Origin of the sequence: Streptomyces sp. NPDC059850 (genome assembly GCF_042731515.1) — a bacterium.
GTDB lineage: Bacteria > Actinomycetota > Actinomycetes > Streptomycetales > Streptomycetaceae > Streptomyces.
Genome location: NZ_JBHWJI010000003.1, coordinates 184573 through 198122 on the forward strand (window position 1 = coordinate 184573; position 13550 = coordinate 198122).

Annotated in this window: 12 protein-coding genes and 3 pseudogenes; 5 read left to right on the forward strand and 10 right to left on the reverse strand. The window is 66.7% G+C overall.

Annotation, left to right across the window (positions count from 1 at the left end):
• Nucleotides 1-54: 54 nt before the first annotated feature.
• Nucleotides 55-1161, reverse strand: a pseudogene (locus ACFV9T_RS03885) (integrase core domain-containing protein).
• Between ACFV9T_RS03885 and ACFV9T_RS03890 the strand changes: the two are divergent.
• Nucleotides 1123-1332 (forward strand): annotated as a pseudogene (locus tag ACFV9T_RS03890) (IS5/IS1182 family transposase); the annotation flags it as partial. The pseudogenes ACFV9T_RS03885 and ACFV9T_RS03890 overlap by 39 nt on opposite strands.
• A 90-nt stretch (nt 1333-1422) precedes the next feature.
• Here the strand turns inward: ACFV9T_RS03890 and ACFV9T_RS03895 are convergent.
• A pseudogene (locus tag ACFV9T_RS03895) lies at nt 1423-1638 on the reverse strand (transposase); the annotation flags it as partial.
• Nucleotides 1639-1812: 174 nt separating this feature from the next.
• Here ACFV9T_RS03895 and ACFV9T_RS03900 point away from each other — a divergent pair.
• Complete coding sequence (locus ACFV9T_RS03900; protein WP_385436482.1) at nt 1813-2949, forward strand: amidohydrolase family protein; 1137 nt, start codon at nt 1813-1815, stop codon at nt 2947-2949.
• 159 nt (nt 2950-3108) lie between these two features.
• Entirely contained in the window at nt 3109-3369 is a 261-nt protein-coding gene (locus ACFV9T_RS03905; protein WP_385436483.1) for a transposase, read from the forward strand.
• Nucleotides 3370-3555: 186 nt separating this feature from the next.
• Here ACFV9T_RS03905 and ACFV9T_RS03910 read toward each other — a convergent pair whose 3' ends face one another.
• Entirely contained in the window at nt 3556-4098 is a 543-nt protein-coding gene (locus ACFV9T_RS03910) for a class I SAM-dependent methyltransferase (RefSeq protein ID WP_385436484.1), read from the reverse strand.
• Nucleotides 4099-4435: 337 nt separating this feature from the next.
• On the opposite strand from ACFV9T_RS03910, the gene ACFV9T_RS03915 reads away from it, so the two are divergent.
• Both ACFV9T_RS03915 and ACFV9T_RS03920 read left to right on the forward strand, forming a co-directional pair.
• Nucleotides 4436-5089, forward strand: a complete 654-nt coding sequence (locus ACFV9T_RS03915) for a LacI family DNA-binding transcriptional regulator (RefSeq protein WP_385436485.1) — start codon at nt 4436-4438, stop codon at nt 5087-5089.
• Complete coding sequence (locus ACFV9T_RS03920; protein ID WP_385436486.1) at nt 5068-5403, forward strand: hypothetical protein; 336 nt, start codon at nt 5068-5070, stop codon at nt 5401-5403. The genes ACFV9T_RS03915 and ACFV9T_RS03920 overlap by 22 nt, the downstream gene beginning before the upstream one ends.
• A gap of 445 nt (nt 5404-5848) precedes the next feature.
• On the opposite strand, the gene ACFV9T_RS03925 is transcribed toward ACFV9T_RS03920, so the two are convergent.
• From ACFV9T_RS03925 to ACFV9T_RS03955, 7 genes are all read right to left on the reverse strand, one after another.
• Entirely contained in the window at nt 5849-6994 is a 1146-nt protein-coding gene (locus ACFV9T_RS03925; RefSeq protein WP_385436487.1) for a Gfo/Idh/MocA family protein, read from the reverse strand.
• 76 nt (nt 6995-7070) lie between these two features.
• Nucleotides 7071-8216 carry a Gfo/Idh/MocA family protein gene (locus tag ACFV9T_RS03930; protein ID WP_385436488.1) on the reverse strand — a complete coding sequence of 382 codons (1146 nt, stop codon included), beginning with the start codon at nt 8214-8216 and terminating at the stop codon, nt 7071-7073.
• A complete protein-coding gene (locus tag ACFV9T_RS03935) occupies nt 8213-8995 on the reverse strand; it encodes a ThuA domain-containing protein (RefSeq protein WP_385436489.1) in 783 nt (260 codons plus the stop codon). The genes ACFV9T_RS03930 and ACFV9T_RS03935 overlap by 4 nt, the downstream gene beginning before the upstream one ends.
• 47 nt (nt 8996-9042) lie before the next feature.
• Nucleotides 9043-9885, reverse strand: coding sequence for a carbohydrate ABC transporter permease (locus tag ACFV9T_RS03940; protein WP_385436490.1), 843 nt, complete (start codon nt 9883-9885; stop codon nt 9043-9045).
• Between the two features lie 7 nt (nt 9886-9892).
• On the reverse strand, nt 9893-10951 hold the full coding sequence (locus ACFV9T_RS03945) for a carbohydrate ABC transporter permease (protein WP_385436491.1): 1059 nt from the start codon (nt 10949-10951) through the stop codon (nt 9893-9895).
• On the reverse strand, nt 10944-12173 hold the full coding sequence (locus ACFV9T_RS03950; protein WP_385436492.1) for an extracellular solute-binding protein: 1230 nt from the start codon (nt 12171-12173) through the stop codon (nt 10944-10946). The genes ACFV9T_RS03945 and ACFV9T_RS03950 overlap by 8 nt, the downstream gene beginning before the upstream one ends.
• A 106-nt stretch (nt 12174-12279) precedes the next feature.
• Nucleotides 12280-13320, reverse strand: a complete 1041-nt coding sequence (locus ACFV9T_RS03955) for a LacI family DNA-binding transcriptional regulator (RefSeq protein WP_385436493.1) — start codon at nt 13318-13320, stop codon at nt 12280-12282.
• Nucleotides 13321-13550 lie beyond the last annotated feature (230 nt).

Below are 13550 nucleotides of genomic sequence, written 5' to 3' on the forward strand. Positions count from 1 at the left end.
AACCACATCCGACACCGGCACCGACTGACCCTCGATCCACTGCGTGAATTCTGATCACGGGTGTCGGGCGGGTTCCGGGTGCTTCTGATGATGGAGCGATCGGGGCGGTGTGGCGTGGTACTCGTTGAGCAGTCCGCCGAGTACCTGCGTGCGCCTGACCGTGGCAGCGGCCAGGGGGACGTCGTTCGGGTCGTCGTCTGGGGCACGTAGACCCAGGCTGCGGTGGGCGCGTCCCGCGTTGTAGTGCTCGGCATACGTGGTGAGGACCGTACGCAGGTGTCGTTCGCCGGTGATGAGGAGGCGGTCGGTGCACTCTGCGCGGACTGTGCGTATCCATCGTTCGGCGAACGCGTTGGACCGGGGACTTTACGGCGGAGTCGGGATGACGGCTGTGCCGTTGCCGGCGAAGACGTCGTCGAATGCGGCCGTGAACTTGCTGTCCCGGTCACGGATGAGGAACCGGAAGCACCCACCCCTGTCGCCGAGGTCCATGAGCAGATTGCGGGCGAGTTGAGTGACCCATGCGCCGGCCGGGTGGGCGGTGACGCCCAGGACGTGAACGCGCCGGGTGGCAGTCTCCATGACGAAGAAGACGTAGAGGCGTTTGAGGAAGACAGTGTCCACGTGCATGAAATCGCAGGCCAGAAGCGTGTGGGCCTGGGCCCGGAGGAAGGTACGCCAGGTCTGCTGGGATGCACGCTGCGGTGCGGGCGGCAGGCCGGCGCGGCGCAGGACGCGCCGGATCGTGGCGGCGGCAACCCGATGGCCAAGCCGTCGTAGCTCACCTTGGATTCTGACGTATCCCCAGGTCGGGTTCTCTCGCGCCAGGCGCTGGATGAGCGCCGCAATCTCTTCTGCCAGCGGTGGCCGGCCGGGTCCGACCGCCGTTTGACGCCACTTCCAGCGCACGAGACGGCGGTGCCAGGCCAGCAGCGTCCCCGGGGTAACCAGCCGATGGCGGCGCAAGACGGATGGCAGGTGCCGTGCGAGAGCGGAGAGCACGGCACGATCAGCCCATGAAAGCCGCGGCCGCCCTACCTGCCGGCGAAGCACAGCAACCTCATGACGAAGCGCCAGGATCTCGGCGTTACTCACGGCGGTCGACCGGCCCAGCAAAAGAATCTGTCGCCGTGTTTCGGGATATCGAAGTCGACCGCGCACCGCCGGTTCCTGATCTGGTCGCGGGCCGGGGTGTGGGGCCGGCCGCACGAGGCGGTGCTGCACCGACTCGATGACGCCGGCCTCATCGACGTCTCGCGCGTGGTCCTCGACTCCGCTCACGTGAGGGCTAGAAATGGGGGCGAACTCAAGGTCCGGGACCCCCTTTTTCGTGTCGATGTGGCTGCCGTCGATCACCGCCCGGGACCAATCGATCTCGTTTGCCGCGTTCAGCTGGGCAAGCAGGATCCGATGCAGATCGTCGAACACCCCGGCGTTGATCCACCGCTTGATCCGCCGCCAGCACGTCATGCCTGACCTGAAGCCGAGTTCCTGCGGAAGGTCTTCCCAGCCGATCCCGGTATGCAGCACGTACAAGATGCCCTGCAGGCACTGCCGATCCGGCACCGGCCGCGGACCGGGCGCCTTCATCGGGCCACGGCGGAAGCAACGGCTCGAGAAGCTCCCACAACTGATCATTTAGCAGATCGCGTGAGCAGCTCTTTAACGTTCGTCTCAGGTTCGCTCGGTAGGAAGTAGGCATGCAGATAAGCGATGCACCCCGTACGCAGGAGACTAGACCCCCTGAAGCATCTCGCAGACGGATGCCGTACGGATACCTCACCACACAAACGCCTGAAGAGAGGGACTGACATGAAGCCCATGGGACGCCGCGGCTTTCTCACCGCCAGCACGGCACTTGGCATTGGTGCCGGCTTGTCCACGCACGCCATTGTCTCGGAAGCGAGCGAGAACGAGACTTCGGACAAGACTTCTGACATTTCACGGCGGGACCAGGACCTGCCCTTCATTGGCACGGAGGAGACCTTTTCGACTCCCACGTTGTTGAAGCTGAACTCCATCAATCAGGATCACATAGCGTTCCTTGAGGAAATTGGTCTTTCGGATCTAGGCCAACGCCGCATCGGCGATATGGATGCGGGGGGACTCAACGTTCAAATCCTCTCTGCTCATACACCCTCCGTGCAAAATGTCCCTGGGCAACGGGGCATCGACCTTGCCTATCGCCTTAACCGGCAACTTGTAGACGGGCCAATCGCCAAATATCCGGGCCGCTTCAAGGCTTTCGCCACCTTGCCCTTGCAGAGCCCGGAGGCGGCGGCGGACGAACTGGAACGCTCGGTTCGGGAAGATGGCTTCTTGGGCGCACTGACCAACGGACACATCGCGAAGAAGTATCTCGATCATCCCGATTTCGAGCCTGTGCTGGCACGTGCCGTTGCTCTCGATGTGCCGATCTACCTGCATCCCGGCTATCCAGCTGACGAGGTCTTCAAGATCTACTACAGCACCACACGGTCTAAATACACGGAAGAGTACCAAGACTACATTTTCAGTGGGTCTGGATATGGCTGGCACCAGGAGGTGCTGACCCAATGCATTCGGATGATCGCGTACGGGGTTTTCGACAGATTCCCCAAACTGAAAATCATCATCGGCCACATGGGCGAAGGTCTTCCCTTCTACTACGAGCGGATCGTCAATGACATGGGCGAGCCGACCAAAGACTCGCTCGAGAAGCCCATCGGGCAATACTTCCAGGACAACTTCTGGGTCACAACCAGCGCATTCCCCCAGACCGAACTGCTCGATCTCCTGCTGAAGTACATAAGCGTGGATCGAGTGATGTTCGCAACCGACTACCCGTTCGCGGACATAAAGGAGCAGACCGACTGGTTCCGCGGAGTCGACTTGCCGCGCGAAGACAAGGAAAAGATTGCGTTCCGAAATGCAGAGAAACTGTTCAGAATGAAAGTGCCCGTGAAGTGATACGCCAGCATCGGCCGGAGCGAAAGAATGCTTTGCTGTAAGGCGAGAGTGCGGCCGAAGTATGCGATGCGCGGCTGCCCCATAACGCGGTCTCATACAGGCTCTTCTAAGAGGATGTCTTACGTGCTCGTGTGGTGAGCTGCGGCATCATTGCTGCTTGTGGGTGTCGATCTGTCGCAGCGGCTGGTTCCTGACGGTCTGTGGGAGCTGGTCGTACCGTTGCTGCCGTCGTTCAACTCCCGTCCGCAGGGCGGCGGGACCGCTCCGTGTGACGAGCGGGCCGTGTTCACGGCGGTCGTGTATGTGCTGACCAGCGGGTGCGCCTGGCGACATCTGCCGGAGACGTTCGGCGTCTCGCCCGCGACCGCGCATCGCACCTCGCCCGTTCAGGCAGTCGTAGAAGTCACCACGGAAGCGTGACAGCGTTCCGAACGCCTCACGCCGGTCCCCCTGTTGCAGCACACTCTTCTCCACGGCCTCGGTCTGGTCAGGTGCGTCCTTGGTCGGAGCACATGATCAGGCCGAGGTCACCCGCGCGTCCGGCGAATGCCCAGGTGAGCGACCCAGTTCGAGGCGCATTTCGACCTCGTCAGATAAACGACAAGATTAGGGCTTGCTATGCACGGAAACGGCATACGTCCCGTCGGTGTAAGGGTCGCGAGCCCACGTCGCGTACCTGGCTTCCATGGTGAGCCCCACCGCACGGCAGTGCGCGTCGTAGTCGTCCAGGGTGTAACCGCGGTCCAGAGCGAAACCCGCGACGAGACGCCCAGCCGGACGCACATGAGCCGCCGCCCCAGCCACCAGAGCCGGTTCCGTCCCCGGTGGGGTGAACAGAGGGACATTGCCCGCCAGCACCACGACATCGAATGACAACCCCAGGTCGAGGTTGATCAGATCCCGCAAGTACCAGCGGATCTCCGGGGCCAGCCGCCGGGCGGTGGCGAGCATCGACTCATCGGTGTCCACACCCGCCACGTCGATCCCGTGACGGGCCAGCTCGATGGCCACCCGGCCGGTACCACAACCCGCATCGAGGACCGTGGTGGGCTGGAAGGAACGGACCAGCGCGGCCTCACCGTGGATGTCCCCTCCTTCGGCGGCGATGCGGTCGAACCGGGACTGGTACTCATCACCGTTCCACATCATGCGGCCAGAGTGTCACATGCGCGAATGCGCGCGACCATACGGGCAGCGAGCGAGTCCGGCCGCTTCCGGAATCCGCCCGAGGAAGCCGTCGTCAGCCTCACTCACCCCCCTCGATGGCTGCTTGGCACACTATTTAGCGTTGATCATCCGCGCACACGCCAAGTGCCGCGCTACCGCACTTGTCGCGGGTGCCCGAGCCAGTCCAGCCCGGCCCAGCGCGGCCATGCCGCGTCGCACTCGATCAGAAGGGGTGCGGGCCGGGTCGTCCGCAGGTAGTACCCAACACCCGTGTCTCGCCGGGCGGGAAGCGCGCGTGCCGCGGGCGTACGCCTTGCGCTTGAGCTGGAGCGTGGACCACGTCGGTGAAGAGGCGCGACCCACGGGCTTCGTCTCCGGCCGCGATGACGAGTTCGTGGCATGCACGGCGAAGCCCTACACCGGGGTGCGGTGGGGCGAGATCGTCGGCCTGGAGCCGACGTACGTCCGGCCTACCTCCATACGCATCGAGGCCCAGCTGTACGAACCGGACTCGGGGGAACTACTCCACTGCCCGCCGAAGGACGACTCCTACCGAGACGTCGATACGCCTGCGTGGCTGACTCGCCTGGTCACACAGCATGTAGTTCGCACCGAGCCGTCGGCGTGCGCCTGTCATCGGCGCCGGTTCGTGTCCCGCGGGCGCGGCCCGGCCGGTGGGGGCGCCCGGCGACCGGGGCCGACGCTGGCGGATGTGGCCGAACCGGCTGGGGTGTCCACGGGCACGGTGTCGAACGTGTTGAACCGGCCGGAGCGGGTGGCCGAGCACACACGGGTGCGGGTGGAGAAGGCGGTCGCCGAGTTGGGGTTCGTGCGGCGGACCGGGACGACCGGGGACGGTGTGCACTGGCGCCGCAGCGGGTGTCGTCTGGGCCGTGGCCGGGCCTGCCAGTGCCGGGCCGGAATTCGCAGGGCCGGGCAGCTGCGTGCTGGGTGCCCATCAAGGACGGGCTGACGCGGCACGGGCTGCGGCATGGGCACAAGGTGCTGATGGACGAGCTGGGCACGCCTAAGGTACTGGCCGACCAGCGCATGAGGCACACGGACAGTTCGGTGTCGGCGAACTACTCGCACGTCACTACCGAGATGCGGGTAAGGCTGTGCGAGCAGCTGACCGAGGTGTGGGAAGCGGCGCTGTCGGCGCGGCTGGCGCTGTGTCGGACGTCGGCGGTGCCGGTACTGGAGAGGCTGCTTCGGGAGCACGAGGCGGCGCTGGAAGAGAGTTCCAAGGTCATCTCCCATTTGGCTCCCAGGAGGCCCCCAGCATGACTCAGGGGCCCGTCTCCGTGATGGAGATGGGCCCCTGGCCTGCGATAACACCGTCGGGACGACAGGATTTGAACCTGCGACCCCTTGACCCCCAGTCAAGTGCGAACGCCGAATTCCCCGGAATTGCGGCGCTTTCTACTGACGAAATACGTGCAGTAACGCCTGAGTTGTGCGGGGTCGCGCACACCGTGTGGTCCCCAAATGGTCCCCACGATAATGCCTCCATAAGCCAGCTTCGCTTCCACTTCCATCATGCACCGCTTGGCAACATCCGACAAGAACCCACCACTGGGGCCGGGAAGTGAACGCCACCGGCACAAGCCGACACGTCAATGCCCGTGCCGACGCGATCCAGGGCGAGATACTCAACGAGTTCCCGCTATGCAGCATGACGTGCAACGATGACTTTTCGAGCGGCACAACCCCCGCCGAGGGAGTCATCTGGTCAGCCGACGCTCGTCCAGCGGGAGGAGTCCGCCGCGCTGCGCTCGATGGCCCGTATCACGTACTGGACCTGGAGGCCGTCGGCGAACGACGGACGCGGGTCGCTCCCGTCCTCCGCCACCGCTGTCAGGAAGTCGTGGACCTGGTGGACGAAGGCGTGCTCGTAGCCCAGGCCGTGACCGGGCGGCCACCAGGCACCCAGGTAGGGGTGAGCGGGCTCGGTGACCAGGATCCGGCGGAATCCCGCTTCCGTTTCCGGGTGGGCCGCGTCGTACAGCAGGAGCTCGTTCATTGATTCGAAGTCGAAGGCGAGCGATCCCCGTGACCCGTTCACCTCTATCCGCATCGCGTTCTTGCGTCCCGTGGCGAAGCGGGTCGCTTCGACCACGACGAGTCCACCCCCTGCGAGCCGACCGGTGAACGCGGTCGCATCGTCTACGGTCACCCGACCACGCCGGTCCCCGGCCCGAGCCGAGAGCCCGCTGGATTCCGCCGGCAGGGGGCGCTCGGTGACGAACGTGGCCTGCGTCGCCGACACTCCGGTGAGCCGCTCTCCGGTCAGGTGCTGGAGGAGGTCGATGACGTGCGACCCGAGGTCCCCCAGGGCGCCGGAGCCGGCCTGTTCCTTGCGCAGCCGCCACACCAGCGGGAACTCGGGGTCGACGATCCAGTCCTGGAGGTACTGGGCCCTGACGTGCCGCACCTCGCCGATCCGGCCCTCGGCGATCAGGCGGGCGGCGTGTGCCAGTGCGGGCACGCGCCGGTTGTTGAAGCCGACCATCGACCGGACGCCGGCCCGTGCGGCGACCCGCGCGGCGGCGGCCATGCGCTCGGCCTCCTCGGCCGTATTGGCGAGGGGCTTCTCGCACAGCACGTGTTTGCCGGCGGACAGGGCGGCGACCGCGATGTCGGCGTGGGAGTCGCCGGGGGTGCAGATATCGACGATGTCGACGTCGTCGCGCCGTACCACCTCCTGCCAGTCGGCCGCCCAGTCACCCCACCCCAGCCGCTCGGCCGCCCGCGCCGCGCCCTTCGGGTCACGGCCGCAGACGACGGTCATGTCGATGTCGAAGGGCAGGTCGAACACTCGGGGCGCGGTGCGCCATGCCTGGGAGTGCACGGCTCCCATGAACGAGTGGCCGATCATGGCCACCCCGAGGCGGGGGCGGCCGGTACCGGGGTCAGGAGCAGGGCGAGGCACGGGGTCCCCTCTCGGTAGGGCGTCAGGCTGAAGCCGCGGCGGGCGGTGGCTGGTGCTGCGGGACGAGGGCACCGCGAACCGACGGCCAGCCAGTAAGGGCGGCACGTACGTCGGCGCGGGTTTCCTCGCGCAGGGCCGCCGCGTACGCCTGATCGAGCACGTCGTCGACGAGCACGCGCTGTCCGGTCCGGGCCGACTGCACCGCCGCCTCGACCATCGCCAGGCTCATGGTGTTCTCGTGCACCTCGCCCATGGGTGTGCTGCCCGTCCGCAGCGACTCGACGAAGGCCCACAACGCTCCTCCGATGTCGGAGTACGGGGAGCGGGGCCGCTCAGCCGGTTCTACGTCGGCGACGAGCATGGGCTCGTTGTCGCCGTCCCACAGCGCCGAACCCTTCTCGCCGCTCGCCCGCCACGTGCCGTTCCACGACGTCTCGGCGCCCGGACTGCACCAACTGCCGTTGTACGCGTAGCGTGTTCCGCCCTCCATCTCGAAGACGGCGCTCGCGGCGGCGTCGCCGTCGTACCAGCTCCACGGCGGGTTGTACGCCTGGCAGTAGGCGGAGACCGGGTCCGCGCCGAGCAGGAATCGGGCCGAGTCGAAGGCGTGGATCGCCATGTCGATCAGCAGCGGGTACGCCATCTCCTCGCGGAAGCCGCCGAAGCGCGGAGCCTTGAAGAACTCGGTCGTCAGCGTGCCGATCGCACCGAGTTCCCCCAGCATCCCGTGCAGGGCGAACAGTTGGGGGTTCCAGCGCCGTGACTGGCTCACCATGAACAACTCGCCGCTCACCTCGGACGCGGCCGCGAGGGACAGGGAGCGGGCCAGGGTGTCCGCGCTCGGCTTCTCGCCGAGGACGGGCAGCCCGGCGAACAGCGCGGCGGTGGTGATGGGGTGGTGCGCCACCGGAACCGTCACGTTGACGCATGCCTGGGCGCCGGTGTCGGCCGCGAGCGCGACGGCGTCGGAGCCGACCGGAAGGTCCGGCCGCCCCAGGCCGGCGGCGGATCGGCGGGCGGCGTCCAGATCGAGGTCGACGATGCCGACGAGCTCGGTCTCGGGCGTGGCGGTGACGGTGGCCAGCCACCGCTGTCCCATGGAGCCGGCACCGACCACCACCACGCGCAGGGGGTTCTCGGGCCCGCAGGGAATCGTCCGGTGGGTCATCGAAGCGGCCCCGTGTAGGACCTGCCGTCGAAGAAGTCGTCGGTGTCGTAGCGCAGCAGCTCCGGGTAGCCACGCTCAGGCCGGTCCGTGCGAGCCCACTGCACGCCGTTGGCGATCACCCGGCGAATGTCCTTGTTGTGGTAGACCGGGTAGTCCTGGTCGCCGGGGCTGAAGTAGAAGATCCTGCCGTGGCCGCGGCGGAACGTGCAGCCGCTGCGCATCACCTCACCGCCCGTGAACGAGCTGACGAATACCAGCTCGTCCGGTACGGGGATGTCGAAGAACTCGCCGTACATCTCGTCCTCGTCGACGATGAGCGGATGCGGGACTCCCTGGGCGATCGGGTGCGTGGGATTCACCGTCCACACCAGCTCGCGGTCGTGCTCGTTGCGCCACCGCAGGGTGCAGCTGGTGCCCATGAGCTTGACGAAGATCTTCGACCAGTGGCCGGAGTGGAGCACCACCAGGCCCATGCCCGACAGCACGTGCCGGTGCACCCGTTCCACGACCTCGTCGGATACCTCGGCATGGGCGGCGTGTCCCCACCAGGTGAGGACATCGGTCCCGGCGAGCACCTCCTCGGTCAGGCCGTGCTCGGGGTCGTCCAGCGTCGCCGTGCGGACGGTGCAGGCGTCGCCGAGGTTCTCCTTGATGCCCTCGGCGATCGTGGTGTGCATGCCCTGTGGGTAGATCTCCGCCACGTGCTCCTCGATCTTCTCGTGGCGGTTCTCGCCCCACACGGTCACGTGGATCGGGGCCGAGGGCTGTGCGGAAGACATGGTCACAGTGGTGTTCTGCCTTTCTCCGAAGTCGCCCGGAGGGCGGGTCATTTAACGGCTCCGCCGGTCACGCCGGCGCCGATATAGCGCTGTGCCACCAGGAGCAGCACGAGAGCCGGGACCGAGGCGAGGGTTGCGGTGGCCATCACCGCGTTCCAGTCGCTCGTGTGGATGCCGAGGTACTGGTAGAGGCCGAGCGTGACGGGGCGGACGGCCTCGGTCGTCGTCAGGGTCAGCGCGAAGAGGAAGTCGCTCCAGGTGAACAGGAAGGTGAACAGCCCCGCCGTGATGAGGGCGTTCCTGCTCATCGGCAGGACGATCGAGACGAACGCCCGGACATTGCCCGCCCCGTCCACCCGGGCCGCCTCGACCACCGAGGACGGGATGCTGCCCATGAAGGCCCGCAAGATGAGGATCGCGAAGGGGATGCCGTTGTGTGAGTCGGCCAGGATCAGTCCGGTGATCGAGTTGAGCAGCCCGAGGTCGTTGTACGCGCTGTAGAGGGCGTTGGCCACGACGATGCCGGGGATCATTTGGCTGATCAGGATCCCGAACAGCACCGGGCCGACCCAGCGCGCTTTGACGCGGGCGAGTGCGTACGCGGCCGGGCTCGCGACGATCAGGCTGAACACCACACTTCCCACTGACACGATCAGGCTGGTCAGGAGGTTGGGCCCCTGTTGGCTCAGCGCGGTGGCGTAGCCGTCGAGGTTCAGTCGCGTGGGGAACCAGGGCGTGCTCACAGCGGTGTTGGCCGGCTGGAGGGAGACGTTGACCATCCAGTAGACCGGGAACAGCATCACGGCAAGGATCAGCGCGCCGACTGCGGTGTGCCCCCACGGCCGCCGAGAGTGCCGCCGGTGGACAGATGTGTGCGTGATGGATGACATGACGGCCTCACTGCTCGACGGTGCGCCGGTTCGCACGCAGGTAGAGGACGGCGAAGACCAGCGAGATGCCGATGAGGATGTTGCCGAGCGCGGCGCCCTGCCCGAAGTCGAACTGCTGGAAGGAGAGTTGGTAGGACTGGCTGGCGATGGTCTGCGTCGCGTTCGCCGGGCCGCCGTTGGTGAGCCCGAGGATCACGTCGAGCACCTTGACCGTATAGACCACGCCGAGGACGAGCACCACGCTGACCACGGGGCGCAGCAGGGGCCAGGTCACGTGCCGGAACGCCCGCCAGCCCGTCGCCCCGTCCAAGGCCGCCGCCTCGTACAGCTCCTCGGGGATGTCCTGCAGTCCTCCGTAGAGGATCGCGACGTTGAAGGGGATCCCGATCCAGATGTTGACCATGATCACCGCGATCAGCGCCAGCGAGGTGCTGGTCAGCCAGCCGGGACGGTCCTGTACCAGGTGCAGGGCACCGAGGAACCGGTTGAGCACGCCGTTGTCCTGGTCGAGGATCCAGCGCCACACCGCGCTGGAGACGATCAGCGGCACCAGCCACGGCAGCAGTAGCAGGGAGCGCATGACACCGTTCAGCGGGAACCTGCGGCGGAAGAACAGCGCGATCGCCAGGCCGGTGAGGAACTGCCCCGCGATCGAACCCACGGTGAACAGCACCGTGTTGAGGAGTGCCTTGTCGAAGACGGCGGAAGACACGACCGCCGTGTAGTTGGCGAACCCGGCCCATGGCGCCTGGCCGGTGTAGAAGGTGGCCGTCGTGTAGTGCTGGAACCCCATGACGACGTTCTTCACCACCGGGTAGCCGAAGAAGGCCACCATGTAGGCCAGGGCCGGAATCAGGAACAGAAGGAGGGACGAGTGCTGTCGGCCGCGCCTGGACCGCCACCAGGATCGCTTCCAGGGTGTTCTGCCGGGCGGGGCAGGGGACTTGGGCGCCGCCTGCCGCACGGCCTCAGGGCCTACGGGGTGCTTGTCGTTCCGGGGCAGTCCGCGGCGGGTGAGGGCGGAGGCATTGCCCACGGCCCGGGCCGCCCGCCGTGCATCAGCCATCCTGTGCCCGCTTCAATGCCTGCGCCGGAGTCGCGCCCTGGGTGAGCGCGGTCTGGATCGCGGTGTAGATCCTGGTAGCGGCCTTCGGCCAGTCCTTGCCCAACTCACCGGTGCGGGCCCGGGCGTCACGCACCTGTTGGATGAACGCCTTCATCTTGGGCTGTTCTGCGGCAAACTTGTCCATCAGCACGGTCTTCGTCGGCACGGTCTGGCGCTGCGAGGCCAGCGACAAATGGTTCTTGTCGGAGTTGAGGCACGCGACGACCTTGGCCGCCTTGGCCTGGCGCTCCGCGTTGCCGGTCCGCGGGACCGTCCATGTCTCACCGCCCAGAGGGACGACCGGGGGGCCGCCGGCCTTGCGTACCGGAATCTGCACGACGCCGTAGTGCAGACTCTTCTCCTTGTCCAGGACCGGGAACTGCCAGGGGCCGTTGATCATCATGGCCGCGTTGCCCGCTTTGAATTGGTCATTGACGTCGGCCTGGCCCCAGTTGACCACCGACTTCGAGGCGGACCCGTTCTTGACAAGGTCCACCCACAACTGAAGGGCCTGCGCAACCTCGGGGGTGGCTATGTTCTTCTCATCGCCGCCGTTGGACCACATGAACGGCAGGAACTGCCACGTTCCCTCGCGGGTGGCCGGTGCGGAGAAGGCGATGCCGTACCTCTTGCCCGACGTGAGCTTCTTGGCGGCCGACTTGAGCTCGTCCCACGTAGCGGGCGGCTTGATCCCCGCCCGGTCCAGTATGTCCTTGTTGTAGAACAGGCCGACCGTGTTGGTCACCGGCTGCAGGCCGTACAGCTTGCCCTGGTAGGTGGAGGCGTCCACCACTCCCTTGGCGTATCCGTCCGCCGACAGGCCGAAGTCACCGAGCGGAGCGAGGGCGCCGGCGGCGGCGATCTGCTGCAGGTCGGGGTTGTCGAGCATCAGCACGTCCGGCAGTGTCCGCGACGACGCCTGCTGCAGCACCTTGGAGATGAGGGAGGCGCCGGGTACGGCCTCTCGCTCGATCTTCACTCCGTTCCGCTGCCCGCACGCGTCCAGGACCTTCGCGTAGACCTGCTTGTCGGGCTGATCGACGTAGGAGTCCATCACCCGCAGCGTGCCGGCACCGCCGGACGATCCGGCATTCGAGCCACAGGCGCTCAGGGAGAGCGGCGCCAGGAGCGCCAGGGCCACCGTCAGTGTCGTTCTGCTGAGGAATTCTCGTCGTTGAGCCATCTTCGTTCTCTCTTCGGTCGGCGCTGTCTCGGGCGGACCGCGCGGGGGTGTCGATACGTATCGACAGCAATCAGGTGTCACCCCCCTTGACGCGAACAGTTGAGGATCAGCGGACAGGCAGGCTGGTCTGACGCACGGTCAGACGCGGGGTCACCAGTTCAATGGTCGAAAGGGTGGGCACGCTCTCGCGGTTCAGCAGCCGGAACAGGATCCTCATCGCACGGCGCGAGACGTCCCTGGGTTCCAGCGAGATGTTGGTGACGGGGGGTGTGGAGGTCTCGGCCGTCCGATCCGTGCACAGTCCGATGACGGACAGGTCGCGGCCCGGAACCAGCCCGCGGTCCAGCAGGCTCTGCAGCGTCGGCTGGATCAACTGGTAATCGGGGACGACGAGGCCGAGCCGGCCTCTCCCGCCGCCGGGCTCGGGTTCCGCGAGCACCTGGTCCAGGGCGGCCTCAGCCCCGGCACGGGTGGTGTCCGGCGGTCTCACCGCGGCGTAGGCGATGCCGTGTGTGGCGGCCGAGTCCTCGGCTCCCCGCAGGAAACGACGGACGAAATTGACGTCACGCGCCATCACGTCACGCGGGTAACCGAGCATGACGACGCGGTCGTGCGCGGAGGCGGCCAACTCGTCCACCGCCATGCGCCCCGCCAGGGTGTAGTCCATGTCGACGCAGTACAGGCCCGCGGGATCGTCCGGCACGCCGATCAGGATGACGGGCACGCTCAGCCCGGCCGCCACAGGGATGCGCGGGTCCTTCGCCCCGACCTCCATCAGCACGATCGCGTCGCACAGGGACTGGTCGCTGAGCCGGGTGAGGCCCTCGGCGCCCTCGTCCTCGGTGGCCAGGATGACGTTGTGGTCCTCTTCCCGGGCGCACTTGGTGATCGTCTCGATGAAGGGCAGCACCGCCGTCATATCGGCCCCCGGCGCGAACGGCACGACCAGACCGATGAATTTGCTGCGCTGACTCGCCAGCGCCCGTGCACCCGCGTTGGGCTGGAACCCCAACGTCTGGATCGCCTCCTCGACCCGACGCCGGGTCTCGGGGGAGATCGAGCGGCGTCCGCTCATGACATAGGAGACCGTGCTCTGGGAGACGCCCGCCAACCGGGCCACATCCCGGCTTGTCACCATGCGGGGCACCTCCCTCGGTGTCGATGCGTATCGACTGACTGGGACGAGACTGTAAGGACGGGCCGCACGCAACGGCAAGTGCCGTGCACGAAAAAGTTGCGCCGAGCTCGGCGGCCGCTACCACGACCTCCGCTCGGTATCGCCGACGCCTCCGTCATGACCGCGGCGGAGCGCCTGGACACTCCCAAGATCGCAACCCTCGACGCCCGCCGCTTCCCGCCGTCGCCTCCCCACGATTC

Coding starts and splice junctions, on each gene's coding strand:
- ACFV9T_RS03900 (WP_385436482.1), top strand. CDS start 1,813: ATGAAGCCCATGGGACGCCGCGGCTTTCTCACCGCCAGCACGGCACTT.
- ACFV9T_RS03910 (WP_385436484.1), bottom strand. CDS start 4,098: ATGATGTGGAACGGTGATGAGTACCAGTCCCGGTTCGACCGCATCGCC.
- ACFV9T_RS03925 (WP_385436487.1), bottom strand. CDS start 6,994: ATGATCGGCCACTCGTTCATGGGAGCCGTGCACTCCCAGGCATGGCGC.
- ACFV9T_RS03930 (WP_385436488.1), bottom strand. CDS start 8,216: ATGACCCACCGGACGATTCCCTGCGGGCCCGAGAACCCCCTGCGCGTG.
- ACFV9T_RS03935 (WP_385436489.1), bottom strand. CDS start 8,995: ATGTCTTCCGCACAGCCCTCGGCCCCGATCCACGTGACCGTGTGGGGC.
- ACFV9T_RS03940 (WP_385436490.1), bottom strand. CDS start 9,885: ATGTCATCCATCACGCACACATCTGTCCACCGGCGGCACTCTCGGCGG.
- ACFV9T_RS03945 (WP_385436491.1), bottom strand. CDS start 10,951: ATGGCTGATGCACGGCGGGCGGCCCGGGCCGTGGGCAATGCCTCCGCC.
- ACFV9T_RS03950 (WP_385436492.1), bottom strand. CDS start 12,173: ATGGCTCAACGACGAGAATTCCTCAGCAGAACGACACTGACGGTGGCC.